This window comes from Spongiactinospora sp. 9N601 (genome assembly GCF_044326295.1).
Taxonomy (GTDB): domain Bacteria; phylum Actinomycetota; class Actinomycetes; order Streptosporangiales; family Streptosporangiaceae; genus Spongiactinospora; species Spongiactinospora gelatinilytica.
Window position 1 is genome coordinate 566317 of the sequence record NZ_JBIRBB010000002.1, and the last position, 23179, is coordinate 589495.

A 23179-nucleotide genomic window follows, 5' to 3' on the forward strand; every position below is an offset into this window, starting at 1 on the left:
TGCGCCCGCGCGTATTTTCCGGCCCCTTCACTCGGGCAGCGCCGCCTGGACGGGCGTGACGGTGCCCAGGGTGACCAGGAGCCCGCGCCCCGGCGGGCCGCCCACCGCGCCGCGCGGCAGACGTACGGTGAACAGGTCGCCGTCGGCCGGGCTCTGCACCGAGAGCAGCAGTCCGGTGCGCGGCTTGCGGGCCTCGGCGACGAATCCCCGGTAGGCGGTGGTCAGGTCGCCGGTGGGACCGGCGATGATCAGGCCGTGCTCGGCGTCGCGGCCGGACCGCAGCACCTCTTCCAGCGTCCCGCCGAGCACGGAGTCCGGCGAGATCAGCTCGGCGTCGTCCACCAGCACCACGTACCGGTCGTGCCCGGTCAGCGCGGCCCGCAGGTCGCCGTCCGCGCCCAGTACGGCCAGCACCCCCTGCTGCCCGGACAGGTCGCGCAGCGGGCTCCTGCGCGGCGCGACCACCGCGACCGGAGTACCGGCCGCCAGCAGCGAACGGGCGGCGGTCAGCAGCGCGGCCGAACGCCCCGACCGCGACGGCCCCGCGATCACCGCTCCCGGCCCCTGCCCGACCAGATCGACGCCGAGCGGCGTGAGCGCGTCGCCGCCCACGCCGAGCAGCGCCCAAAGCGGCGACGGCGGCTCGAAGGCGGGGGCGAGTTCCATTGCCTGAGTGGCGGTGATCCGCATCGGCAGCGGATCGACCCGCATCGGCCGCTCCCACCCGGGGCGCGGCGAGGCCGAGACCGGCTCGCGGGCCAGCGCCTGGAGGGCGGCGACCTGGGCGGGCCCGGACGGTTCGGCGGCCAGCAGCGCGATCTGGCTCTCCACGAGCCCGTGGTCGCTCATCGCCAGCACCCGGCCGGGCGGCATGGACGAGGGCAGGTCGCGCAGCGGCAGCCCGGCCAGGCCGTAGTCGGCGGGGTCGGCCAGGCGCAGCACCAGCCGCTCGTCGAAGACCGTGGAGACCTGGCCGAGCAGGCCGGACCTGTCGGCGGTCACCACCGCCCGCACGCCGACCGCGGGCCCCTCACGGAAGATCTGGAGGATCGTGTCGATCAGCCGCCCGTAGTCGTAGCCCTCGAACGCGGCCACGAACCCCTCCCAGCGATCGAGCATCAGCAGCAGCCACGGGGGGCGTTCGCCGTCCGGGCCCGCGCCGGAGGGTTCGGCGGCGCGCATCTCGGCGAGCGAGGCGTACCCGGCGGCGGCCAGGAGCTGCTGCCTGCGGCCCACCTCGGCGCGCAGCCGGGTCAGCAGGCGCTCGACGCGGTCCAACTGGTCGCGGGTGACGACCGCGCCGCAGTGCGGCAGGCCGACCAGCGGGAGCAGCGCGCCGGAGCCGCAGTCGATCGCGTGCAGGTGGACGTCGGCGGGCGAGGCGGCGCCGGCCAGCGCCCCGGCGATGGTCCGCAGGGCCGTGGTACGGCCGCTGCGGGCAGCCCCGGCGAGCAGCAGGTGCCCGCCGTTCACCAGGTCCAGCGCCAGCTCGCGGCGGCCCTGCGCCCATGGCTCGTCCGTCACCCCGAACACCAGCGGCGGCACCTCCTTGCCCTCGGGAGGCACGGAGCCGTACCCCAGTTCGGTGACGGTGACGCGCTCGGGAAGAGGGTCCAGCCATGGTGTGGGCTGCTCGGGGACGTTCAGCGCCCGCGCGGTGTCGATCAGGGCCTGGGTGAGCGCGGACAGGTCGCTCGCGGCGCTGGTCTCCTGCTGTTCGGCCGCCTCGGCGGGCAGCGCATGGCCGAGCGCGCGCCAGCCGAGTTCGGCCACCCTGACCCGGCTCCCGCCGCCCTGCCCGCCCGCGCGCCCGCCGATCCTGGCCGCCTGCACGGCGGTGGCCGCGCCGACCCCGGACTTGATGTAGCACCGGCCCGGCGTGGACTTGGAGATGTGCGCCGCGTCCGGCCGGTCGATGACGTCGGTGGACTCGACGCCCTCGGTGACCCGCAGCGCGATCCGCAGCGAGGTGTTGGCCTGGATGTCGGCGGTGACCACGCCCGCGGGCCGCTGGGTGGCCAGGATCAGGTGGATGCCCAGCGAACGGCCGCGCCTGGCGATGTCCACCAGCCCGGTCACGAAGTCGGGCAGCTCGGTCACCATCGCGGCGAACTCGTCGATGATCAGCACCAGCCGGGGCAGCGCCGGGCGCGAACCCTGCTCGGCCTGGTAGTCCTCGATGTCCTTGGCCCCGGCGTCGAGCAGCAGGCGCTCCCTGCGCCGGATCTCGGCGGCCAGCGAGGCCAGGGCCCGTTTGGTGAGATGCCCGTCCAGGTCGGTGACCATGCCGACGGTGTGCGGCAGCCGTACGCACTCCTTGAACGCCGCGCCGCCCTTGTAGTCGATCAGCACGAACGTCATCTCGTCCGGCCGGTTGGCCACCGCCAGCGAGCAGATCAGCGTTTGCAGCAGCTCGGACTTGCCCGCGCCGGTGGTGCCCGCGACCAGGGCGTGCGGGCCGTCGCGGCGCAGGTCCACGGCGAAGGGGCCGTCCGGGCCGATGCCGAGCTGCGCGCGGGTGGTCGCGCCCTTCCAGCGTTCGCTGATGGCCTTCACCGATGGGACCGGCATGCTCAGCAGGTCCAGCAGCCGGACCGAGTCGGGCAGCGCGGACGCGGACTCGTCCCTGCTGACGTCGCGGATCGGGGCCAGCGCGCGGGCCAGCCGGTCGCACCAGGAGGCCGGTACCTGGTCGGCCAGGATGTCGCCGAGCGCGTCGAGGCCGCCGCCGAGCAGACGGACCCGCCCGCCGGCGTCGCAGTCGGCGACCGTGGCGCACTCCTCGGGGAGCAGCCGCCGGTCCTCGTCCAGGGCCAGGGTGTAGACGCCCGCCCGGGGGCCCTGCCGCAGGACCTGTGGCATGCCGGGCAGTGCGCGCAGCACCTGCGCCCCATCGAGCACGACCAGAACGTCGTAGGGGCGCTCGTCGTAGGAGGAGAAGGCGGGCTCCTCGGTGGCCCCCCAGGCGGACGACTTGCGCTCGCCGCCCCAGCCCAGGTCGTCCCAGCCGGTCGGGACCTTGCCGAAGCCGGGGGAGGCTGCCTCCTCGCCGAGCCGTTCGTCGATCAGCGCGGCCAGTTCGGCGACCCGCCGGGCGGCGGCCTCGGGGTCGGCGCCGATCAGCGCCACGCAGTCCTCCCCGCCGTGCGGGGCGCAGTGCGGCAGCCAGCGGGCCCAGCTCCAGTGGTCGTTGCCGTCGCCGTGCGCCGACAGCACCACCACCGCGAGGTCCCTCGGACTGTGCAGCGCGGCGGCCTGCCCGACCAGCCACCTGGCCAGGCCCGCCGCCTGCGCGCGCGGTCCGGTGATGCCGGCCACGCCCAGGCGGCGCATGGCCAGCGCGACCGGCACCGCGCGGGAGACCGGCGGACCGGGCAGTACGGCGTCGGCGGGCGCGCCGCGCTCGGGCACCATCTCCAGGTCGGCGGGCAGGTCGGCGAGCCCGACGCGCAACCGCAGCGCGTCGGAGTCGTGGATGCGGCGCTCCCACAGCCGCCGCCGCGGGCCGGTCGCGGTCAGCAGCACCTCGGCGGGGTCGGGCGCGAGCGCCCTGCGGGCGACCTCGTCGGCGGCCCTGGCGGTCTCCAGGTTCTCCTCGAAGGCGGCGATCCGCTGCTTGTACTCCTTGAGGGCCTGCCGGTACTGCTTGCGCCCGTGGCGCTTGTCGCTCCACCACTGGCCGATCATGATCATCGGGGTCATCAGGGCGAACAGCAGGAAGTACCAGATCTGCAGGAAGTAGGCGAGGCCCAGCCCCAGTACGGCGGGCAGCATGGCGGCCAGGAGCTGCAACCGGACCCCGTCGCTCCGCTTGGGCTCGGCGGGCACCTCCAGCCGGCGCATCCGGTCGGGCCGCGCCAGCCGGGGCGGCCGGTTGTAGGCGAAGCCGCCGTCGGCGCGCGAGTCGAGGTGGGCGTCGGGCGGCTCGATCTCGGTCAGGGTGAACGCCGAGCTGCCGCAGACCATCAGAGCGCCCCAGGGCCACGGGGTGGCCTCGGTGAGGTACCTGCCTTCGAGCACCGGTGTCGGCTGCGCCACGGCGATCTCAGGGCCGGGCAGGGGCATCTCCGGGGCGATGCCCTTGCGCCCGCGCTTCCTGCGCCGTCTGTGCCGCCTGGGCTCGGGCGGGGCGGCGGTGATGACGGGCGGCTCGACCATGACGCCCTCGGTGGTGATCCGCAGCCGCGCGGCCTCCCGCGGCAGCGCCGGGTCGGGCACGGCGACCGCGCACGCCGCCGCCGAGCCGATCACGTGACTGCCGAGCCCCAGCCGGTGTACCGAGCCCGCCGCCGGCCCGCCCACCACCCGCAGCTCGACGATCCCGCCGGGCTCCTCGGTGACCGTGGCCCCGGCGAGCCGCGCGTCGAGCGTGACCAGGTCGCCGTTGCGCAGCACCCGGATGGCCGCGGCCCCGAGGTCCAGCGGCCGTCCGCCGCGCCAGAGCCGCGGCACGCCGTCGGTGGTTTCGGGCGTCCGTTGCGCCGGGACGAGGGACCGCCGGTCCATCCCGTACGGCGCGCGCGCCCGCGACAGGCGGACCACCTTGGCCAGCCGCTCGCCGGTCGCGCCGCCGAGGGCCTCCGCCACCGCGGCGACCGTCGTGCCCTCGTCGCCCTCGATGACGACGTCACGACCACCGTGCTCGCCCACCAGAGTGAGCATGATCCGCATATCGGGACTCCTTGGTGTGCTCCGCGTTTCAACGTAACCAGGCGGAGGCTCCGTTGCGATGGGGTTCGTGCCAATCGCCTGGTTCGTGTGCGTGCCGAGCCCGACTAGTGGGATTTATGGTGCGTCTGTTACTGAAGTTTAATTCCATCCGCATTACCAGCTAATGCCTCCCGAATCCAGCGTCTTAACGAACGGGTCTTGCTCCTCCGGTGTTGACATGGTCAGCTTGATGAAACGAGCATGGGTCTGCGTATAACCTCCTACGGTCATCGTCGCGACGCACATAATGGCGTGAATTCCGTTGTTCACGTCCGGCCGATATCGTGATCGCAGCCCTCGCTCCAGTGCGTGGGCGGATCCACCGACTCCTGGGAGCCCCCGACCCATGAGGATCAGTGAGACGCCCGCCCGCGACAGCCGTACCACGGTCGCCGCGGGTGCTCAGGGCACCCTTTCCGGCCCCGCCTCCCGCAAGCTCCCCGTCCCGCCGCGCGAGCGCCGCCCCGCCCTCGCCGCCGTGGCCGTCCTGCTCATCCTGGGCGGGGCCCTCGCCACCACGCTGCTGGTGATGCGCAGCGGCGACCGGGTCTCGGCCATCCGGATCTCCCAGCAGGTCGGCGCCGGGCAGGCGATCCCGGTGACCGCCATGGAAGAGGTACAGATCGCCAACACCGGCATCGGCTACGTCGCCTGGGTGCACCGCCAGCAGGTCGCCAAGACCTTCGCCAAGGTCACCCTGCTGCCCGGCACCCTGCTCACCGAGCAGATGGTCGTCACCGCCAGCCAGGAACTCGGCCCCGGCAAGGCCAGGGTCGGCCTGTCCCTGAAATCCGGGCAGATCCCCTCGGGGATCAAGGCCGGAGACCGGGTCCAGGTCATCCACGTGCCGGGGCGGGCGGGCGACGCCGAGCCCGAGGTGCTCGCGCAGAGCGCGCTGGTCGACAGCGTCGGCGCCGCGGGCAGGAGCGGGTCGAGCGGGCAGATCACGGTGATCGTGAACAGCGAGCTGTCTCCGACCGTGGCCGGGTACGCGACCATCGGCGAGATCGCCGTGGCCGAGCTGCCGGGAGCCCACTGACATGGCGCTCATCGTGCTCGCCGCCGACAAGGGGGCGCCCGGCGTCACCACGGCCGCCACGGCGCTGGGCGCGGTCTGGCCCCGTTCGGTGCTGCTCGCCGAGTGCGACCCGGCGGGCGGCGACCTCGCCTACCGGCTCCCGGCCGCCGACGGCGGAGTGCTCAACCCGGCCAGGGGACTGCTCTCGCTGGGGGCCACCGCCCGCAGGGGGCTGACCGTCCAGCAGGTCCAGGAGCACTCCCAGAAGATCGTCGGCGGTCTCGACGTACTGACCGGCCTCACCCACGGCGAGCAGGCGGCGGGGCTCACCTGGCTGTGGGGCCCGCTCGGCCGTACGTTCGCGTCCGTCCCGGGGGCCGACGTGCTCGCCGACTGCGGCCGGCTGGGCGCGCACCCCGAGATCAACGAGCTGATCACCGAGGCGGAGCTGGCCGTGCTGTTCGCCAGGGCCAGCCTCGACCACGTCGCCCACCTGCGCGAACGCCTGGCCGTACTCCCCAAGGGCCCCCAGCTCGGCGTGGTCGTGATCGCCGACCCCCGCCAGTACCGCTCCTCCATCGACGAGGTCCGCCGCATCGTCACCGCCACCGGCCGCGAGGTCGCCTTCGTCGGCGGCCTCGCCCACGACCCCAAGGGCGCCGAACTCCTCCGCGGCCAATGGGGCGGCCGTCTGGACCGCTCCCTCCTCATCCGCACCGCCCGCGAACTGGCCTCCCGCCTCACCACCCACACCGCCCCCCGGAGCGCCCTCCATGAGCCACAACACTGACCCCCAAAGCAGTGGAGGGGGTGCCGCGAGCGAGGCGTTCTCTCCAGGAGCGCACCCACCGCAACCACGCACGGGACCGGGCGCGGCCTTGGGGGCGCCCGGGCCCTGCGCGAGCGCCTTCAGTTTGTTCTGGGATGCGCTCGCCGCAACTACGCAGGGGACCGGGCGCGGTCGTGTCTGGACCGACGAGCGATCGAGTGAGGGACGAGCGAGGGAGCGAGGAGGGGAAGGCGCGGCCTTGAGGGCGCCCGGGCCCCGCGCGAGCGGAGCGAGCGCCATGAGCTTGTCCTGGGATGCGCTCACCGCAACCACGCACGGCCTGGGCGCGGTCGTGTCTGGACTGACGAGCGATCGAGTGAGGGACGAGCGAGGGAGCGAGGAGGGGAAGACGCGACCTTCAAGGCGCCCAGGCCCGCCCGAGCGAAGCGAGGGCAAATGAGCATTGATCACAGCTTGGTGAAGCGGTTCCGGCAGGAGGTCGGGGATCGGCTGGCGCATCAGCGGCGGCTGGATCAGGCGTCCGGGTTGCCGCCGATGAGCGGGGAGGACGAGCGGCAGTTCGCCAGGGCGTTGATCGCGCAGGTCCTGGAGGAGTACGCCAGGGGCGAGATCGGCGTCGGCCGGGTGCCGCCGACCGCCGAGGAGGAGGAGGCGCTGGCCGCCGGCATCCACGCCGCGCTGTTCGGCGTCGGCCGCCTCCAGCCGCTGCTCGACGACCTCGACGTCGAGAACATCGACATCAACGGCTGCGACCGGGTCTTCGTCGGGTACGCCGACGGCCGGGAGGAGATGCAGGAGCCGGTCGCCGAGTCCGACGAGGAGCTGATCGAGCTGATCCAGATCCTCGCCGCCTACAGCGGCCTGTCCAGCCGCCCCTTCGACACCGCCAACCCCCAGCTCGACCTGCGCCTGCCGGACGGCTCGCGGCTCTCGGCCGTGATGGACGTCACGGTACGCCCCGCCGTGTCCATCCGCCGCGCCCGCCTGGGCAAGGTCTTCCTCAGCGACCTGGCGGGCAACGGCACGCTCACCCCCGAGGTCGGCAGGTTCCTGGCCGCCGCCGTCGCCGCGCGCAAGAACATCATGATCGCCGGGTCCACCAACGCCGGCAAGACCACCCTGCTGCGCGCCCTGGCCAACGAGATCCCCGTACACGAACGCCTGATCACCGTCGAGCGCGCGCTGGAGCTGGGCCTGGACCAGTTCCCCGAGCTGCACCCCAACGTGGTCGCCTTCGAGCAGCGGCTGCCCAACTCCGAGGGCCAGGGCGAGATCAGCATGGCCGAGCTGGTCCGCAGGAGCCTGCGGATGAACCCCAGCCGGGTGATCGTCGGCGAGGTCCTCGGCGACGAGATCGTCACCATGCTCAACGCGATGACCCAGGGCAACGACGGTTCGCTGTCCACCATCCACGCCAACTCCAGCATGGAGGTCTTCAACCGCATCGCCACCTACGCCCTCCAGGCCACCGAGCGGCTGCCGATCGAGGCCACCCACATGCTCATCGCCGGCGCCATCGACTTCGTCGTCTTCATCGAAAAGCGCAACGACTACGCCCAGGGCGGCCGGCTGCGCCGCTACGTCTCCAGCGTGCGCGAGGTGACCGGCTGCGACGGGCGCGTGCTGTCCTCGGAGGTGTTCCGCCCTTCGCCCGACGGCCTGGCCGTCCCGCACGCCCCGCTGTCCTGCCTGGACGAGCTGGTCCCGCACGGATACGTGCCTGGAGGGTGGGGATGACACCGTCGTCCGGTCTGCTCGACCCGCTCGTCCTGCTGGCGGGCGCGGCCATCGGCGGCGGCCTGTTCCTGCTCGGCCTGTCCATCTACGGCATGCGCCCCCGCCCGCCGACGCCGGACAAGCGCGCCCGGCGCAAGGAACTGCTGCGCGTCCTGTCCACCCGCACCGCTATCGCCGCGATCAGCGGCGCGGCGGTCCTGGTGGTCACCGGCTGGCCGGTGATGGCCGGCGGCGCGGTGCTGCTGGTACTGGCCTGGCACGGCCTGTCCGGCGGCGCGGGCGAGGAGCGCGCCGCGATGCGCCGCCTGGAGGGCCTGGCCGCCTGGACCGAATCGCTGCGCGACACCATCGCCGGGGCCTCCGGCCTGGAGCAGGCCATCCCGGCCTCGATCAGGGCCGCCGCCCCGACCCTGCGCCCGCACCTGCGGGCCATGGTGGACCGCCTGCACACCCGGATGGCGCTGCCCGCCGCGCTGCGGCTGTTCGCCGACGAGCTGAACGACCCCTCCGCCGACCTGGTGATCGCCGCGCTCATCCTGAACTCCCGGCTGCGCGGCCCCGGCCTGCGCGACGTGCTCGGCGCGCTCGCCGTGTCGGCCCGCGAGGAGCTGGACATGCGCCGCCGGGTGGAGTCCGAGCGCCGGGCCACCCGGCGCAGCGTGCAGATCGTCGTGGGCACGGCGGTCGGCTTCGCCGCCCTCCTGGTGGTGTGGAACCCGACCTACGTGGCCGAGTACGACGACGCGCTCGGCCAGGCGGTGCTCGTGGTGGTGGCCGGGCTGTTCGGCGCGGGGTTCGCCTGGATGCGGCGGCTGGCCAGGTTCGACAAGCCGAGCAGGCTGCTGCGGGCGGGCCTGCCCGGCTCCGCCGCGACCTCACCGGGTGGCGGTCAGAGCGGCCAGAGCGGCCCCGGCGGGCAGGCCGGTGCCAACGGGCAGCTCGCCGCCTCCACGGGCGGCGTGCGCAGAGGAGGCGGCGATGACTGAGACGCTCATAGCGGGCGCGGTGCTCGGACTCGGACTGTTCCTGCTGCTGCGGGCGCTGTTCCCGGCCAGGCCCGGCCTGGTGGCCAGGCTGCTCGCACTGGACGCGGCCAGGCAGGACGGCGACTCGCCGCGGATGCAGCTCGTGCTGCCCGACGAGGAGGTCAGCGCCTTCCGCCGCACCCTCGGCGTGCGGATGGCCCGCTTCTACGCCGCGCGCGGCTGGGAGGCCCGCTCCATCAAGGCCGACCTCGCGCTGGTCGGCCGGTCCTTCGAGGGTTTCCTGGCCACCAAGATGTTGCTCGCGGTGTCCGGGCTGCTGGCCTTTCCCCTCCTGTGGGGCTGGCTGACGGTGATGGGCTGGGGGACCTCGCCGACCGTCCCGCTGTGGTCGGCGCTGCTCTTCGCGGTGGTCTTCTTCATGCTGCCGGACCTGCAGATCCGCCGGGACGCGGCGACCCGGCGGCGCGACTTCCGGCACGTCGTCGGCGCGTTCCTGGACCTGGTGTCGATGAACCTGGCGGGCGGCCGGGGCGTCCCCGAGGCCCTGCTGATGTCGGTCTCCGTCGGCGGCGGCCCGGACGAGTCCAACTGGGCGATGTCCCGCATCCGCGAGGCCCTGTCCAACGCGCGGATCGTCGGCATCACCCCCTGGCAGGCCCTCGGCCAGCTCGGCGACGAGATCGATGTGGACGAACTCCGTGACCTGTCGGCCGCGCTCGGCCTGGTCGCCGACGACGGCGCGAAGGTCCGCGCCTCACTGACCGCCCGCGCGGCGACCCTCCGGCGGCGCGAGCTCGCCGAGATCGAGGGCCGGGCGGGGGAGCGCTCGCAGTCCATGCTCGTGGCCCAGTTGCTGCTGTGCGCGGGCTTCGTGATCTTCCTCAGTTATCCGGCAGCGATGAAGATGTTGGGGTCTTAGCCGATGCTCAATCACCCGTGGGTCATCTACCTGGTCGCCATGCTCAGCGTGCGGATCCACCGCGCGCGTACCGCTCCCACCAAAGGGGCCTCCGCCGTCGAATGGGTGATCATCACCGCGATCATCGCGGGTGTCGCCCTCGGCCTGGCCACCCTCATCAGGACCCTCGTCGAGGAGAAACAGTCCGAGATCCAGGACAAGTTCGGCGGCGGGGACGGCGGGGACGGTGGTGTTCAGCCGTGATCCCGGCCTCCCCGGAGCGGGCGCGGGGCCGCGAGCGCGGGGCGACCGTGATCGAGCTGGCCCTGATCATGCCGGTCGTGCTGGCGCTGATCCTGCTCGTGGTGCAGGTGACGCTGTGGGCGCACGGGCGGCAGATCGCCGACGCCGCGGCCCGCGAGGGGGCGCGGATCGCCCGCTCCGCCGGCTGGGACTCCACCGACTGGGACGGCAGGGCCAGGCAGCGCGCCGAGGAGGTCGTGGACACGGTCGGGCCCGAGCTGCTGAAGAACCGCCAGGTGGAGCCCTGGGAGGAGGGCGACCAGCGCGGCGTGCAGGTGACCGGTACCGCCGTGCAGGTGGTCCCGCTGCTGCCGGAGCTGACGTTCACGGTCACCGCCAGGTTCGGCGGGCCGGTGGAGTGCTTCCGGCCCGACGACGGTTCGGAGGGCTGCGAGGAATGAGCCGCCCGGGGCGCGAGCGGGGGTCCATGTCGGCCGAGGCCGTGCTGCTGGCCCCGGTCCTGTTGCTGTTCCTGCTGTTCCTGGCCGGGGCGGGACGGCTCGTGGAGGCCCAGGGCGAGGTCAACGGCGCGGCCAGGGACGCCGCGCGGGCCGCGTCGGTACAGCGCGACGACGCGGCGGCGCAGACCGCCGCCACCGAGGCCGTGACCGCCGCGCTGGAAGGCCAGTGCTCCGGCCCGGCCGCCGACCTGGAGATCCGGCGGGACGAGGGCCAGGGTGAGGGCCAGGCGCCCCCGCCGGGTGAGGTCAGGGCCGAGGTGACCTGTGAACTGGACCTGTCGTTCCTCGGGTTCGGCGCGGCCAAGACCATGACGGGCGTCGCCGTGGTCCCTCTGGAGCGCTACCGGAGGTTCGAGTGAAGCGGGTCGAGCGCGATCGGGGCTCGATGTCGATCTTCGTGGTGGTGTTCTCCGTCGTGGTCTTCCTGCTGGCCGGGATGCTCGTGGACGGCGGCGCCGCGATCAACGCCCGGCTGCGCGCCAACGACGTGGCCGAGCAGGCGGCCAGGGCCGGCGCCGACGTCATCGACGACGACCACCTGCGCACGACCGGCCAGGCCAGGCTGCTGGACGACGAGGGCGCGGTGTGCGCCGAGGCCGACGAGATCGTGACGGCGCACGAGGACGACGCCATGCGGCGCACCCGCTGCGAACTGGCCGGCGACCTGACCACCGTGACGGTCGGGGTGAGCGTCCGCTGGGAGGCGTTCTTCCTGTCGGCGATCGGTTTTCCCGGGATGGAGATGGAAGGCTCCGCCACCGCGGGCCCCGAGACGGGCGAGGGCACGGTACCGGTGCCCACCGAGCCCAGCGAGATACCGACAGAGATGCCGGTCTCTGGCCTACCGGACCGTTGAGGAGGACCCTGGGCGAGAGCCCCCGCAACACCCGAAGACACAGACTCCCGGCACATAGGAAGGAGGGGCATGCCGACGCGACAGCCGCAGCGCATCGCCACCAGGCGCACGTTCGGAGACGTGATCATCGGACTCGGCGCACTGCTGGTGCTGGTCGCGCTGGTCGGCGGCGTACCGTACGCGCTGCTGCGCCTCACGGGCCCGCCGATCGGCCCGGCGCTGCTCGACATCGACCTGATCACCAGCCAGGTCGGGCCGAGCACGCTGATCCCCATCCTGAACCTCATCTTGTGGATCGTCTGGTTCCGCCTGCTGATCTGCGTGGCCGTCGAGGTCTACGCGGGCATCCGGCGGATCGGCATGCCGGCCAGGGTGCCGCTCTCCGGCGGCACGCAGGCGGTCGCCAACCGGCTGGTCTCCGCGGCGCTGGTGCTGTTCACCGCGTCGGCCGCGGTCATCCCGCTGGTCCGCGCCCAGGCCCCGCCGCCCATCAAGCCGAACGTGACCACCGTCGCGGCGGTCACCCACCAGCAGTCGGCCGCCGCTGCCGCCGCCGAGCAGCGGCAGGTCCTGCACGAGGTGCGAAAGGCCAAGAAGGTCTACGTGGTGCAGCCGCCGCACGGCCGCCACCACGAGAGCCTGTGGGAGATCGCCGAGAAGTGCCTGGGCGAGGGCCGCAGGTACCCGGAGATCTTCAAGCTGAACCAGCACAAGGAACAGCCGGACGGCACACGCCTGCACATGGCCGACCTGATCCGCCCCGGCTGGGTCCTGGACATGCCCGACGACGCGGTCAACGTCCACATCGTGCCCGCCGGCCAGCCCCGCACCGAGACCCTCGACGACCACCGGGGCCGCCCCGCCGAACTGGACGGCAGCACCCGCTACGACGCGGGCAAGGGCGCGGGCGACGCCCAGGCCGTCACCCCGCGCGGCGAGACCGAGACCCCCGAAAAGCACAAGGAGCCGCAGAAGGCCCTTCCGGAGGAGAAGGCCGAGACGCCCCCGGCCGAGCGTGCGGAGGCCGCCCAGGAGCCGCCCCCCGAAGAGCGGCAGGCCGCCGACGACCGGTGGGCCCAGCTCGCCGAAGAGGACCGCGCCCGGGCCGAGCGCGACGCCGCCGAGCAGGGCCTGCACCTCGACGTGGGCCACTACCTGGCCGGGATGTCGCTGGCCGCGGCCGGGCTGCTGGTGCTGCTCGGCAGGCGGCGCAGGGCCCAGTTGTGGCGCAGGGCCTTCGGGCGGCGGATCGCCCGCCCCCGCGATGACGCCGCGCAGGCCGAGGTGGCGCTGCGGCTCGGGGCCGACGCGCCCGGGACGCGGATGCTCGACATCGGCCTGCGGGTGCTGGGCCGGGCGCTCGCGCTGCGCGGCCGTACGCCGCCCACCATCTACGCCGCCCACCTGTCGGCGACCAGCCTGGACCTGTGGATCCACCCGCCGCAGGAGGAACCGCCCGCGCCGTGGACCGCGCACGACGGCGGCCGGGTGTGGCGGCTGGCCGCGCACGAGGGGCGGATGCTCGACGAGCACTCGGTGGCCGACGCCGCCGCCCCGTACCCGGGGCTGGTGTCGCTGGGCACCGACGAGTCCGGGCGCGTGCTGGTCGACCTGGAGGCCGCGCACGGCCTGATCAACATCACCGGCGCGAACACCACGGCCGCGCTCGCCGCGCTGGCCGTCGAGCTGGGCACCAACCGCTGGTCGGACCGGATGCACGTGACGCTCGTCGGGTTCGGCGACGACCTGGCCGCCATCGCCCCCGAGCGGATCACCTGCGCGGGCAGCCTGGCCGAGGTGCTGCCCGAGCTGGAGGCGCGCGTCCGCGACCAGGTACGCGAGGGCGAGGTACTGACCGGCCGGGTCAACGGCCGTGCCGCCGACCCCGCCTGGCCGCCGCACTACCTGCTGTCGGCCATCGCGCCGAGCCCCGAGGAGGCCCGCAGGCTGGCCCTGCTGGCCAGGGAGGGCACCCGCACGGCGGCCGGCTACGTGGTCGCGGGCGACGTCGAACACGCCACCTGGACGTGGGACATCACCGAGGAGGGCCGGGCCAAGGTGGACGCCCTCGGCTTCGAGGTGAACGCGCAACTGCTGCCCCGCCGCCAGTACGCCGCGCTGGTCGAGCTGTTCGGCACGGCGGAACGGTTCGACGGCGAGCCGCTGTCCGCCGAGCGGGAGGCCCCGATCGAGTCCCGGCCGCCCGCCGTGGAGGTGCGCATCCTCGGCCCGATCGAGATCTCCGCCGCCGAGCCGCTGGAGGAGGGCAGGATGGCGCTCGCCGCCGAGCTGATCGTCTACCTGTCCACCCACCCGGGCGGGGTGCATCCGGTGGTGCTCGGCGGGGTCCTGTGGCCGCGCGGGGTGCAGACGGCCGTGCGCGACGCGACGATCGAGCGGGTCGTCAACTGGCTGGGCACCGACTCCGAGGGCCGTCCCCACCTGTTCACCGACCGGGCGGGCCGGTTGCGGCTCGGGCCGGAGGTCCGCACCGACTGGACGCTGTTCCGGGAGCTGGTCCGGCGCTCGCACGGCGACGCGGCCGGGCGGGCCGCGCTCCTGGACCGGGCGCTCGGGCTGGTCCGCGGGCCGCTGCTGAGCCCGCGCCCGCGCGGCCGGTACGCCTGGCTGGCCGACGACGACCTGGAGTACGACGTGACCGCCGAGGTCGCCGACGCCGCGCACCGGCTGTGCGAGGTACGGCTCGCCCGCGGCGAGGCCGCCGAAGCGGTCGCCGCGGTCCGTGCCGGGCTGCTGCTGGCCGCCGACGACGAGGGCCTGTGGCGCGACCTGCTGCGGGCCACGCACGCGACCGGCGACACGGCCCGGCTGCGCGCGGTGGTGGACGCCCTGCACCGCCGGGCCGCCTCCCACCCGTACGGCGGCGGCATGGCCCCCGAGACCGAGGCCCTGATCGACGAGCTGTATCCGGCCTGGCGGATCCAGTCGGTGCCGTCGGCATGACATCTGAGGAAGGGGTCGACGTGCGGCGAGGGCCGGGGTCATACCAATCCGGATATAGCGCTGGCCCGGATGTGCCGCGCCGTCTTACTGTGATCGGCATGCGAGGGCTGATCGCGCCGGCGATCGCCGCGGTGCTCACCGCCGGATGCGCGGCCTCCGGCGCGGATCGGCCCTTCACTCCGGGCGGTGGCGAGGGCGGCCCGGCCGCTGGAGCGTCCGCGACCACGTCGGGCGCGGCCCCGCGCACCGAGACGCTGGCCGTCGACTCCGGGCTCAAGGTCATCGTGGAGTGGCCGGGCGGCATCACGGCCGAGCACACCGAGATGCTGGAGACCTTCCGCGACGCCTACGTCGGGATGTTCAAAGGGGTCGTGACCCGGGGCCGCGACGAGCACTACATGACCCTCATGGAGCTGGAGGCCGGCAAGACCTCCTTCGAGTGGGTCAAGGACTACCTTGACAAGAAGCGGTCGGTACGCGGCACCGCCCGCCTGTTCGGGCTCAAGGTCAGCAGCGAGCAGGACCGCGCCGCCCAGGTGGACGTCTGCGTGGACGAGACGCAGGTCCGGTACGTGGACGCCCGTACCGGGCAGGATCTGCCCGCCGAGCCCGGCTCCGACGACGAGTCCGTTTACCTCCAGTCGGCCGGCGTGCGCCAGGGCGACGACGGGAACTGGCGGATCAAGCTCTTCCGCTACGCCGAACTGACGAACGAACGCGCGAAGGGATGCCGACGATGACGCCTGTGACGCCTCGTCTGCTCGTGCTGCTCGGCGTGGGCGCGCTCGCGCTCACCGCGGCCGGTACCGCCGCCGCCGATGACCCCAAGGGCCAGAAGTACCAGGACGGCCGGACCGTCGGGATCGAACTGACGCACTCGCGGATCATCCTGAGCGGCAACGGGATCGGCGGCAAGCGCGGCGACGGCTTCCGGCTGAAGCGGCCGTGCTGGTACGAACCGGGGCCGGACGCCGACCAGATGCTGAAGGAGCAGGAGGAGGTGCGGCCCTACTTCTTCAAGTTGCAACCGAACGCGAGCGAGGACGACTTCAAGAAGTACATCAAGCAGTTCTCCGACCAGGTGGGCAAGAAGGGGCGCTGGTGGCGTCCCGCCTACAACAACAAGGACCCCAACGGGATGGCCTGCTGGACGGCGCTGGAGCCGTTCGTGTTCGTGCCGCCGGGGGAGACGCCTCCGGGCGGGATCACCCGGGAGGAGCTTCGCGACATCGCGCGGGCCGCGCTCACGGTGCCGGAGTTCAAGATCAGGACGAGTCCTACCGTCAAGAGCTACGTCAACCTGAGTACGTACGTGTGGCTGACAGGGATGGGTGCCACCACCCGGTCGGTCACGGCGACCCTGCCCGAGGTGGCGAGCGCGACCGTCACCGCCGAGTTGGAGAACCTGACGCTCAAGCCCGGCACCTCCGATGCCGTGACGGTCCCCAAGAAGGGCTGCGGAACGAACTTCGAGCTGGTCTATGCGAAGGGGAACCCGCTGAAGTGCGGGATCATCTACCACCAGGCGTCGGACGGGCAGCCGGGCGGTGCGTACGAGCTGACCGCGACGACCGTCTGGGGTGTCACCTCCGACCCCCAGTTCAACTACGAGGACATCCAGGTGTCGGCCACTCGTTCCGTGCCGGTGGGCGAGGTGCAGACCACCGTGCGCGAGTCCGATTCCGGCTCCTGACGCGATCGGCCCCGGCGTCCCTCCGTGGACGCCGGGGCCGGTCCGGTCAGGCCCTCCCGGCCTCGTGGGCGATCAGCCACTCCTTGACCGGCGTGCCGTAGTAGTAGCCGCCGAAGCCGCCCCCCGCGGGCAGTACCCGGTGGCAGGGCACGAACGGCGCGATCAGGTTCTGCGCGCACGCGCCGCCCGCGGCCCTGGCCGCCGTACGCGGCATCCCGGCGCGTTCGGCCAGCTCGCCGTAGGTGACCGTGACCCCCGCCGGTACCGCCCGCAGCGCCTCCAGCAGCCGCTGCCTCCGGTCGCTGCCCGGCTGGCTGACCGGGATCGCGTCCAGCGCGCCGAGGTCGCCGGCCAGGTAGTCGCGCACCGCCTGGGCGGGCGCGCCGAGGTCGTCCACGACCTCCATGCCCTCCTCGCGCAGCTCGGGCGCGAGGCGGTTGAACATCTCCTTGGGGTCCGCGGTGAACCCCGCCGCCACCAGTACGCCGTCACGGACCAGCAGGGACAGCGGACCGGGGGGCGTGGGCAGGATCTGTGCTCGGATCATGAGGAACTCCACAGGTGCATCGCGGCGTAGGCCCGCCAGGGCCGCCACCGCTCGATGTGTTCTTCCGGAATGTTCAGGCAGGCCATGGCCTTGCGCAGGCCAAGGTCGCCGCCGGGCCAGGCGTCCGGGTCGCGCAGCGCGCGCATGGCGATGTAGCTGGTGGTCCACGGGCCGATGCCGGGGATCTCCAGCAGTGCCGCCACGGCCTCGCCCGGCTCCTGCGCGCCGTCCAGGTCGATCTCCCCGGACGCCACCCGCTCGCCGAGGACCCGCAGCGTGGTCATTCTGCGGCCGGTCAGGCCGAGCCCGGTGAGGTCGGCCGCGGCGAGCTGTTCCGCTGTCGGGAACAGGCCGTCGCTCCCGGCGCGCCCGGCGATGCGGCCGAGCAGCGTCCGCGCGCCCGCGACGGAGATCTGCTGCCCGACGACCGCCCGTACGGCCACCTCGAAGCCGTCCCACGCGCCCGGTACCCGCAGCCCTGGCCGGGCCGTGACCAGCGGGTGCAGCGCCGTCTCCGACAGCGCCTCGCCGACCGCCTCCGGGTCGGCGTCCAGGTCGAACAGCCGCCGGCAGCGGGCCACGATGCGCGCGAGGTGCCGGGTGTCGGAGACCGACGCGGTCAGCCTGAGATGGCCGTCCGCGACGGTCACCGTGATCGAGCCGCCGGGCACGGTGCGGGTGTAGGAGGCGTCGTCCACCTGCTCCACGCCGGGGATCGCCCGCATCGCCAGGAAGCCGAGCAGGCTCACCGGGTCGTAGGGACGCCGGTGATGCAGCCGCAGGCTCAGCGGGACCTTTGTCTCTGTGGTCTCTGGCCGGGGTCCGCCCGCCGTGGCGCGCAGCTCGCTCGGCGCGAAGCCGTACGTCTCCTTCATCGTGGCGTTGAACTGCCGCACGCTGCCGAACCCGGCCGCGAACGCCACGTCGGTGACCGGCAGCGCGGTCTCGGTGAGCAGTTGCTTGGCCAGCAGCAGCCGCTTGGTACGGGCCACCGCGAGCGGCCCCGCGCCCAGCTCCGTGGTGAACAGCCGGTGCAGGTGGCGCTCGGTGATGTGCAGCCGCGCGGCCAGACCGCTGATCCCGAAGTCGTCCACGACGCCCTCGTCGATCAGCCGCAGCGCCCGGCCCACCAGGTCGCCACGGACGTTCCACCCGGGATCGCCCGGGCTCAGCTCGGGCCGGCACCGCTTGCACGGCCGGAACCCGGCCGCCTCCGCCGCGGCGGCATGCCGGTAAAATCTGACATTACGCCGGGCGGGGGTCCGGGCCGGGCAGATCGGCCGGCAGTAGATGCGCGTCGTGCTGACCGCCGTGTAGAAGCGGCCGTCGAACCGCACGTCCCTGGCCGACGCGGCGCGGTAGCAGGCGTCGAAGTCCAGGCCGGTGATATCCGCCTTCAGCAACATGGCTTCCACGTTATCCGCATGCCAGAGGCCATGACTGGCGGGTTTCGGACCTGTACGCCCCGACCTGCGGAGACGTGCCCGCCGTCACTTGCTCGAGACGCCCACGCCGAGATCGAACTCGCGGTAGACCCGGGCCCAGAACCCGTCGCGCAGCCACACCCGGGCCTCGGGGTAGGGCCGCAGCGAGTGGCCCAGCTCCTTTTCCGCCTCGATCAGCAGCTCGGTGTCGATGACCGTGGGCAGGATGGGGCCGGGCAGCAGGTCACGGATGTTGTCGCGGCCACGGGTGAGGATCCACTTCTGCGCGACGTGCTCGCCGACCTCCTCGACGTGCGGGCGGTTCGGGCCGAGTTTGGCCACCTGTCCCTGTTTGGCCGGCGGTTTGGCGGCCAGCGGCGCGCGTCCCGCGAACACCTGGGCCGGGGACGGCGTGGCCGGGGCGGCGGGCACCGCGGCCTGCGGGGCACGGCTGAAGTAGGGCCGCAGGAAGTCGGCGTTGATGACCTCCACCGTGTCGGACTCCCACACCAGGCGTTCGGCCTGGTTGGTGCCGTACGGGGGCTCCACGCCCCACAGGTGGACGCGCACCCCGTACGCCTGGGCGGCCTCCACCGCCGGGACCATGTCCTCATCGCCCGCCAGCAGTATCGTGTCGCTGACCGCGTGGTGCCGGGCCAGCGCCTCCAGGTCGCTCCTGATCTGGGCGTCCACGCCCTTCTGCTGGCCGCGCGCGTTGAGGTTGCCCAGCCGCACCTTGACCCAGGGAAGCTGGGCGATGACCCGCTGGTCAACGGTGGGGACGCGGTCGCGGGCCGCGTCGTACCAGTAGATCCGCAGTAGTTCGCCGGAGATGCGATCTTCGGCGTGCTTCTGCAGCGCCTGGATCAGTTCATCGGCGGCGACACGGTATTCCTTGCGTTCCTTGGCCCCGAGGATGACCTCGCCCGCGGCGGCATAGAGGTAGCCGACGTCTACGAGGACCGCGTACTTGGCGACCACGGCATGTGGCAAGAGGTCCGGGATGGCCATGTCGTCCTCCAGGCCTCGGGACTAGATGATCGGCTGACTATATTCGCCCATTTCTAGATAGTCCCAACACTTGAGGAAGTTGACACCCCATCGTGGGGATCCTCCGGTCTAAAACGGCAGAGAACAGCTTCGCCAAGCGCCGAGCCCATGGGCCAGTGGCTTTCGCATCCTATGGGTCGGATCCCTCCAAGGGTCGGTCTTTCTCGCGGACGGTGCCTTCGGGGGTGTCGCCCGCCGGCTGAGCGCCAGGACGACGGCGACCACCTCCTCCGCTGTGGCGTCACCACGAACGATGTTCATGTCGGCATCTGGCATGTTCCGTCCTCCCTCAGGTCTCCTGCCCAGATAAGTCGTTCGCTAAAGAGGGATGTTGCCGTGCTTCTTGGGCGGCAGGGTGGCGCGCTTGTTGCGCAGCGCGCGCAGCGCCCGGGTCACCTGGACGCGGGTGTCGGAGGGGCGGATCACCGCGTCCACGTAGCCGCGCTCGGCGGCCAGGTAGGGGTTGGCCAGCGTGTCCTCGTACTCGGTGGTGAACCTGGCGCGGGCGGCGTCGGGGTCTTCTGCGGTGGCGAGTTCGCGCCGGTAGAGGATGTTGACCGCGCCCTGCGCGCCCATCACCGCGATCTGGGCGGTGGGCCAGGCGAGGTTGATGTCCGCGCCGAGGTGCTTGGAGCCCATGACGTCGTACGCCCCGCCGTACGCCTTGCGGGTGATCACCGTGACCAGCGGGACGGTCGCCTCGGCGTAGGCGTAGAGGAGCTTGGCCCCGCGGCGGATGATTCCGTTCCATTCTTGATCGGTTCCGGGAAGGAATCCGGGAACATCAACAAATGTAAGAACAGGGATATTGAACGCATCGCAGGTACGGACAAATCGCGCGGCTTTTTCCGATGCGCCGATGTCCAGCGTCCCGGCCAGGCTCATCGGCTGATTGGCCACGACCCCGACGGACCGGCCCTCCACGCGGCCGAAGCCGACCACGATGTTGGGCGCGAACTGGGCGTGGACCTCCAGGAACTCGCCGTCGTCGAGCACGTGGGCGATGACTTCCTGCATGTCGTAGGGCTGGTTCGCGGAGTCGGGGATGAGCGCGTCCAGCTCGCGGTCCTCGCCGGTGACCTCAAGGACGGGGGTGACGTCGTAGGAGGGGCCCTCGTCGAGGTTGTTGCCGGGGAGGTAGGAGAGCAGGGCGCGGGCGAACTCCAGGCACTCCTCCTCGTCGGCCGCCTCGAAGTGCGCCACGCCGGAGCGGGAGTTGTGGGTGTGCGCGCCGCCCAGTTCCTCGAAGGTGACCTCTTCGCCGGTGACGGTCTTGATCACGTCCGGGCCGGTGATGAACATATGCGACTTTTCCCGGACCATCAGGACAAAGTCGGTCAGGGCGGGGGAGTACACCGCGCCGCCCGCGCACGGGCCCATGATCAGCGAGATCTGCGGGATCACGCCGGAGGCGTGCACGTTCCGCTTGAAGATCTCCGCGTAGAGGCCGAGACTGACGACGCCCTCCTGAATCCGCGCGCCGCCCGAGTCGTTGATCCCGACCACGGGGCAGCCGGTCTTGAGCGCGTGGTCCATCACCTTGACGATCTTCTCGCCGAACACCTCGCCGAGCGAGCCGCCGAACACCGTGAAGTCCTGCGAGAACACCGCGACCGGCCGGCCGTCCACCGTGCCGTGCCCGGTGACCACGCCGTCGCCGTAGGGGCGCTCGCGGTCCAGCCCGAACGCCGAGGACCGGTGCCTGGCGAACTCGTCGAACTCCACGAAGCTGCCCTCGTCGAGGAACGCCATGACCCGCTCACGGGCGGTCATCTTGCCCTTGGCGTGCTGCTTCTCCACGGCCCGTGCCGAGCCCGCATGCGCGGCCTCGTACATCCGGCGCTCCAGGTCGGCGATTTTCCCCGCCGTCGTGTGGATGTCGACATCCTTGAATACCGGCTCAGCACTCATGCCCGCCAGGGTAACCACTCCCGCCACCCGCCCTACGCCGGGCCGCCCGTTCCGGCCTTGCCGCCGTACTGCCTGGCGCTTCGCGCAAAACCGGCCTCGCTGCGCTCGGACGATCTTCCTAGGGCCGGGCTTCGCCCGGCGCTCGCGCCCCCGGCAACTCACAGGGGCCCCGCTCTACTGCTGAGGAGGGGAATGAACGGCCTTCCGCATGTCGTACCAGTCGTCCCCAGCGGGTTCGCCGGAGAGATTCCAACTCCATGACACCGTGGGTGTAATGCGGATATAGGTGCCGGGGCCGACCATGCCGACTCGCTCGAACGGTTGCTCAGCGAGGCCGTAGATCCGTATCCCACGGGCGATGAGCGGGTCTACGGAAACCATGTCATCGATGACAAGAGCCACTTTGTCGCTCCCTGTCCCGACGTTGCGGAACTTCCGCGTCCGAGTGACGGTGGCACCCCCACCGACCCACAGAAAGGTCCCGTCGTACTCAACAGCGACCGGAACGACATCCGGCTGCCCATCACCGCCGACGGTCGCCAGTCGCCCGAGTGACTGCGAGCGCAGGTACTCGACCTCTTCTTCGGTGAATGACATGTACTCTCCCCATCTCGTGACCAAAGGCCCAAACTATGCCCTCACCGCGCCCGGCGTCCTGACGAATGACTGCTCCCAAGGGACATCGGCCACGCTCCCCGCACGCGCGGGGATCCCGTGGCCGAAGTACGCCCCGGTGCCGTGGTCGCTCGCCGTACCGGCCGCCACGCCCACGACACCAGAGCGCCCCAGGTCACTCCTCCGAGGACCCGCCATCCAGCAGAGTGTTGATCATCTCCTGGATCTGCGCGTGCCCGGTGGCCCCCAAAGCCCCGCCCAGTGCCTGAGCCAGCTTGTCGAAGGGGTCGTCCATCGAAACCCCCTTCATCGCCTCAGCCAGCTCCTCCACCGTCCACATCCCGTCCTTCTCCACCCGCTCCCCACGCGACCACGCATGGTTCACCGCCACCGACCCCCCACGGACCGACAGCACCTGCCCTGTCAGCGGGCACCCCGCCGAGGCCAGGTAAGCCGCTACAGGCGCGCTGGTCGCCGGGTCCAGCGGGTCGAACCCCCCGGCCGGCTTCTCGCTCATCCCAGGCACCTCCAGCGTGAGCCTGGTACGCGCCATCGAAGGCGAGATGCAGTTGACCCGCACCCCGTACCGCCCCAGCTCCAGCGCCCCCACCGTGGTCATCGCCGCGACGCCCGCGTTCGCCGCCGCGTACGACGCCTGGGCCGGCAGCGGGTTGAGCAGGCCCGACCCGGATGAGGTGTTGATGACCGCCCGGTCCACCCGCTCGCCGGCCGCGTACCGCTCGCGCCAGTAGCGGGCCGCCCACCGGGTGACCGCGAACGTGCCCTTCAGCTTGACCGCGACCACCACATCGAAGTCCTCCTCACCCAGGTCGGCCATCCCCCGGTTGCGCTCGATGGTGGCGTTGTTGATGAGTACGTGCAGGTCACCGAACGCCTCCACTGCCATCTCGACCATCCGCCGGGCGCCGTCCCAGTCCGAGACGCTGTCGGTGTTGGCGACCGCCCGCCCGCCGCGCGCGGTGATCTCCTCGACCACCGCCGCCGCGACACTCGCGTCGCCGCCCGTGCCGTCGATGGCCACTCCCGGGTCGTTGACGACGACCTTCGCGCCTTCCCCGGCGCAGTACAGCGCCTCCTCGCGCCCGATGCCGCGCCCGGCGCCGGTGATGAGTACGACGCGTCCGTCCAGGCTTCCCATGTGCCCCTCCTCGCTCGGTCGTTCACTTCATTCGATGTAACACTACATTGCATGAAG

The 23179-nt window shown here is 72.3% G+C and carries 20 protein-coding genes; 12 read left to right on the top strand and 8 right to left on the bottom strand.

Annotated features, from left to right (window positions below; genetic code table 11):
* Positions 1-27: 27 nt before the first annotated feature.
* Entirely contained in the window at positions 28-4671 is a 4644-nt protein-coding gene (locus ACH34R_RS06230) for an FtsK/SpoIIIE domain-containing protein (RefSeq protein ID WP_397560307.1), read from the bottom strand.
* Positions 4672-5056: 385 nt separating this feature from the next.
* Here ACH34R_RS06230 and ACH34R_RS06235 point away from each other — a divergent pair, with 385 nt between their 5' ends.
* From ACH34R_RS06235 to ACH34R_RS06290, 12 genes are all read left to right on the top strand, one after another.
* Positions 5057-5749 (top strand): hypothetical protein, encoded by a 693-nt coding sequence (locus tag ACH34R_RS06235; protein ID WP_397560308.1) that lies wholly within the window; start codon positions 5057-5059, stop codon positions 5747-5749.
* 1 nt (position 5750) lies between these two features.
* Positions 5751-6518: a hypothetical protein gene (locus ACH34R_RS06240; protein ID WP_397560309.1), complete on the top strand. Its 768-nt coding sequence runs from the start codon at positions 5751-5753 to the stop codon at positions 6516-6518.
* Between the two features lie 435 nt (positions 6519-6953).
* Positions 6954-8255, top strand: a complete 1302-nt coding sequence (locus tag ACH34R_RS06245; RefSeq protein ID WP_111169146.1) for a CpaF family protein — start codon at positions 6954-6956, stop codon at positions 8253-8255.
* Positions 8252-9241, top strand: coding sequence for a type II secretion system F family protein (locus tag ACH34R_RS06250; protein ID WP_397560310.1), 990 nt, complete (start codon positions 8252-8254; stop codon positions 9239-9241). The genes ACH34R_RS06245 and ACH34R_RS06250 overlap by 4 nt, the downstream gene beginning before the upstream one ends.
* Complete coding sequence (locus ACH34R_RS06255; protein ID WP_397560311.1) at positions 9234-10160, top strand: type II secretion system F family protein; 927 nt, start codon at positions 9234-9236, stop codon at positions 10158-10160. The genes ACH34R_RS06250 and ACH34R_RS06255 overlap by 8 nt, the downstream gene beginning before the upstream one ends.
* A gap of 3 nt (positions 10161-10163) precedes the next feature.
* Positions 10164-10403 carry a hypothetical protein gene (locus ACH34R_RS06260; RefSeq protein WP_397560312.1) on the top strand — a complete coding sequence of 80 codons (240 nt, stop codon included), beginning with the start codon at positions 10164-10166 and terminating at the stop codon, positions 10401-10403.
* Positions 10400-10843, top strand: coding sequence for a TadE family protein (locus ACH34R_RS06265; protein WP_397560313.1), 444 nt, complete (start codon positions 10400-10402; stop codon positions 10841-10843). The genes ACH34R_RS06260 and ACH34R_RS06265 overlap by 4 nt, the downstream gene beginning before the upstream one ends.
* On the top strand, positions 10840-11262 hold the full coding sequence (locus ACH34R_RS06270; protein WP_397560314.1) for a TadE/TadG family type IV pilus assembly protein: 423 nt from the start codon (positions 10840-10842) through the stop codon (positions 11260-11262). Before ACH34R_RS06265 ends, ACH34R_RS06270 begins: the two co-directional genes overlap by 4 nt.
* Positions 11259-11759: a flp pilus-assembly TadE/G-like family protein gene (locus ACH34R_RS06275; protein ID WP_397560315.1), complete on the top strand. Its 501-nt coding sequence runs from the start codon at positions 11259-11261 to the stop codon at positions 11757-11759. The genes ACH34R_RS06270 and ACH34R_RS06275 overlap by 4 nt, the downstream gene beginning before the upstream one ends.
* Before the next feature lie 69 nt (positions 11760-11828).
* Positions 11829-14723, top strand: coding sequence for a BTAD domain-containing putative transcriptional regulator (locus ACH34R_RS06280; RefSeq protein WP_397560316.1), 2895 nt, complete (start codon positions 11829-11831; stop codon positions 14721-14723).
* A 98-nt stretch (positions 14724-14821) separates the two neighbouring features.
* Complete coding sequence (locus ACH34R_RS06285; RefSeq protein WP_397560317.1) at positions 14822-15463, top strand: hypothetical protein; 642 nt, start codon at positions 14822-14824, stop codon at positions 15461-15463.
* Positions 15460-16416 (top strand): hypothetical protein, encoded by a 957-nt coding sequence (locus ACH34R_RS06290; protein ID WP_397560318.1) that lies wholly within the window; start codon positions 15460-15462, stop codon positions 16414-16416. The genes ACH34R_RS06285 and ACH34R_RS06290 overlap by 4 nt, the downstream gene beginning before the upstream one ends.
* A gap of 46 nt (positions 16417-16462) precedes the next feature.
* Here the strand turns inward: ACH34R_RS06290 and ACH34R_RS06295 are convergent, their stop codons facing one another.
* The 7 genes from ACH34R_RS06295 to ACH34R_RS06325 all read right to left on the bottom strand — a co-directional run bounded on the left by ACH34R_RS06295 (position 16463) and on the right by ACH34R_RS06325 (position 23122).
* Entirely contained in the window at positions 16463-16963 is a 501-nt protein-coding gene (locus tag ACH34R_RS06295) for a methylated-DNA--[protein]-cysteine S-methyltransferase (RefSeq protein ID WP_397560319.1), read from the bottom strand.
* Entirely contained in the window at positions 16960-18369 is a 1410-nt protein-coding gene (locus ACH34R_RS06300; RefSeq protein WP_397560320.1) for a DNA-3-methyladenine glycosylase 2 family protein, read from the bottom strand. Before ACH34R_RS06300 ends, ACH34R_RS06295 begins: the two co-directional genes overlap by 4 nt.
* Before the next feature lie 84 nt (positions 18370-18453).
* Positions 18454-19398, bottom strand: a complete 945-nt coding sequence (locus ACH34R_RS06305; RefSeq protein WP_111169155.1) for an NYN domain-containing protein — start codon at positions 19396-19398, stop codon at positions 18454-18456.
* A gap of 108 nt (positions 19399-19506) precedes the next feature.
* A complete protein-coding gene (locus ACH34R_RS06310; protein ID WP_397560321.1) occupies positions 19507-19713 on the bottom strand; it encodes an acyl-CoA carboxylase subunit epsilon in 207 nt (68 codons plus the stop codon).
* Positions 19714-19755: 42 nt separating this feature from the next.
* Positions 19756-21348, bottom strand: coding sequence for an acyl-CoA carboxylase subunit beta (locus tag ACH34R_RS06315; protein WP_397560322.1), 1593 nt, complete (start codon positions 21346-21348; stop codon positions 19756-19758).
* 174 nt (positions 21349-21522) lie between these two features.
* A complete protein-coding gene (locus tag ACH34R_RS06320; RefSeq protein WP_397560323.1) occupies positions 21523-21945 on the bottom strand; it encodes a PPOX class F420-dependent oxidoreductase in 423 nt (140 codons plus the stop codon).
* Between the two features lie 193 nt (positions 21946-22138).
* The gene (locus tag ACH34R_RS06325) at positions 22139-23122 is read right to left on the bottom strand and encodes an SDR family NAD(P)-dependent oxidoreductase (RefSeq protein WP_397560324.1); all 984 of its coding nucleotides are present in this window, start codon (positions 23120-23122) and stop codon (positions 22139-22141) included.
* Positions 23123-23179: the final 57 nt, after the last annotated feature.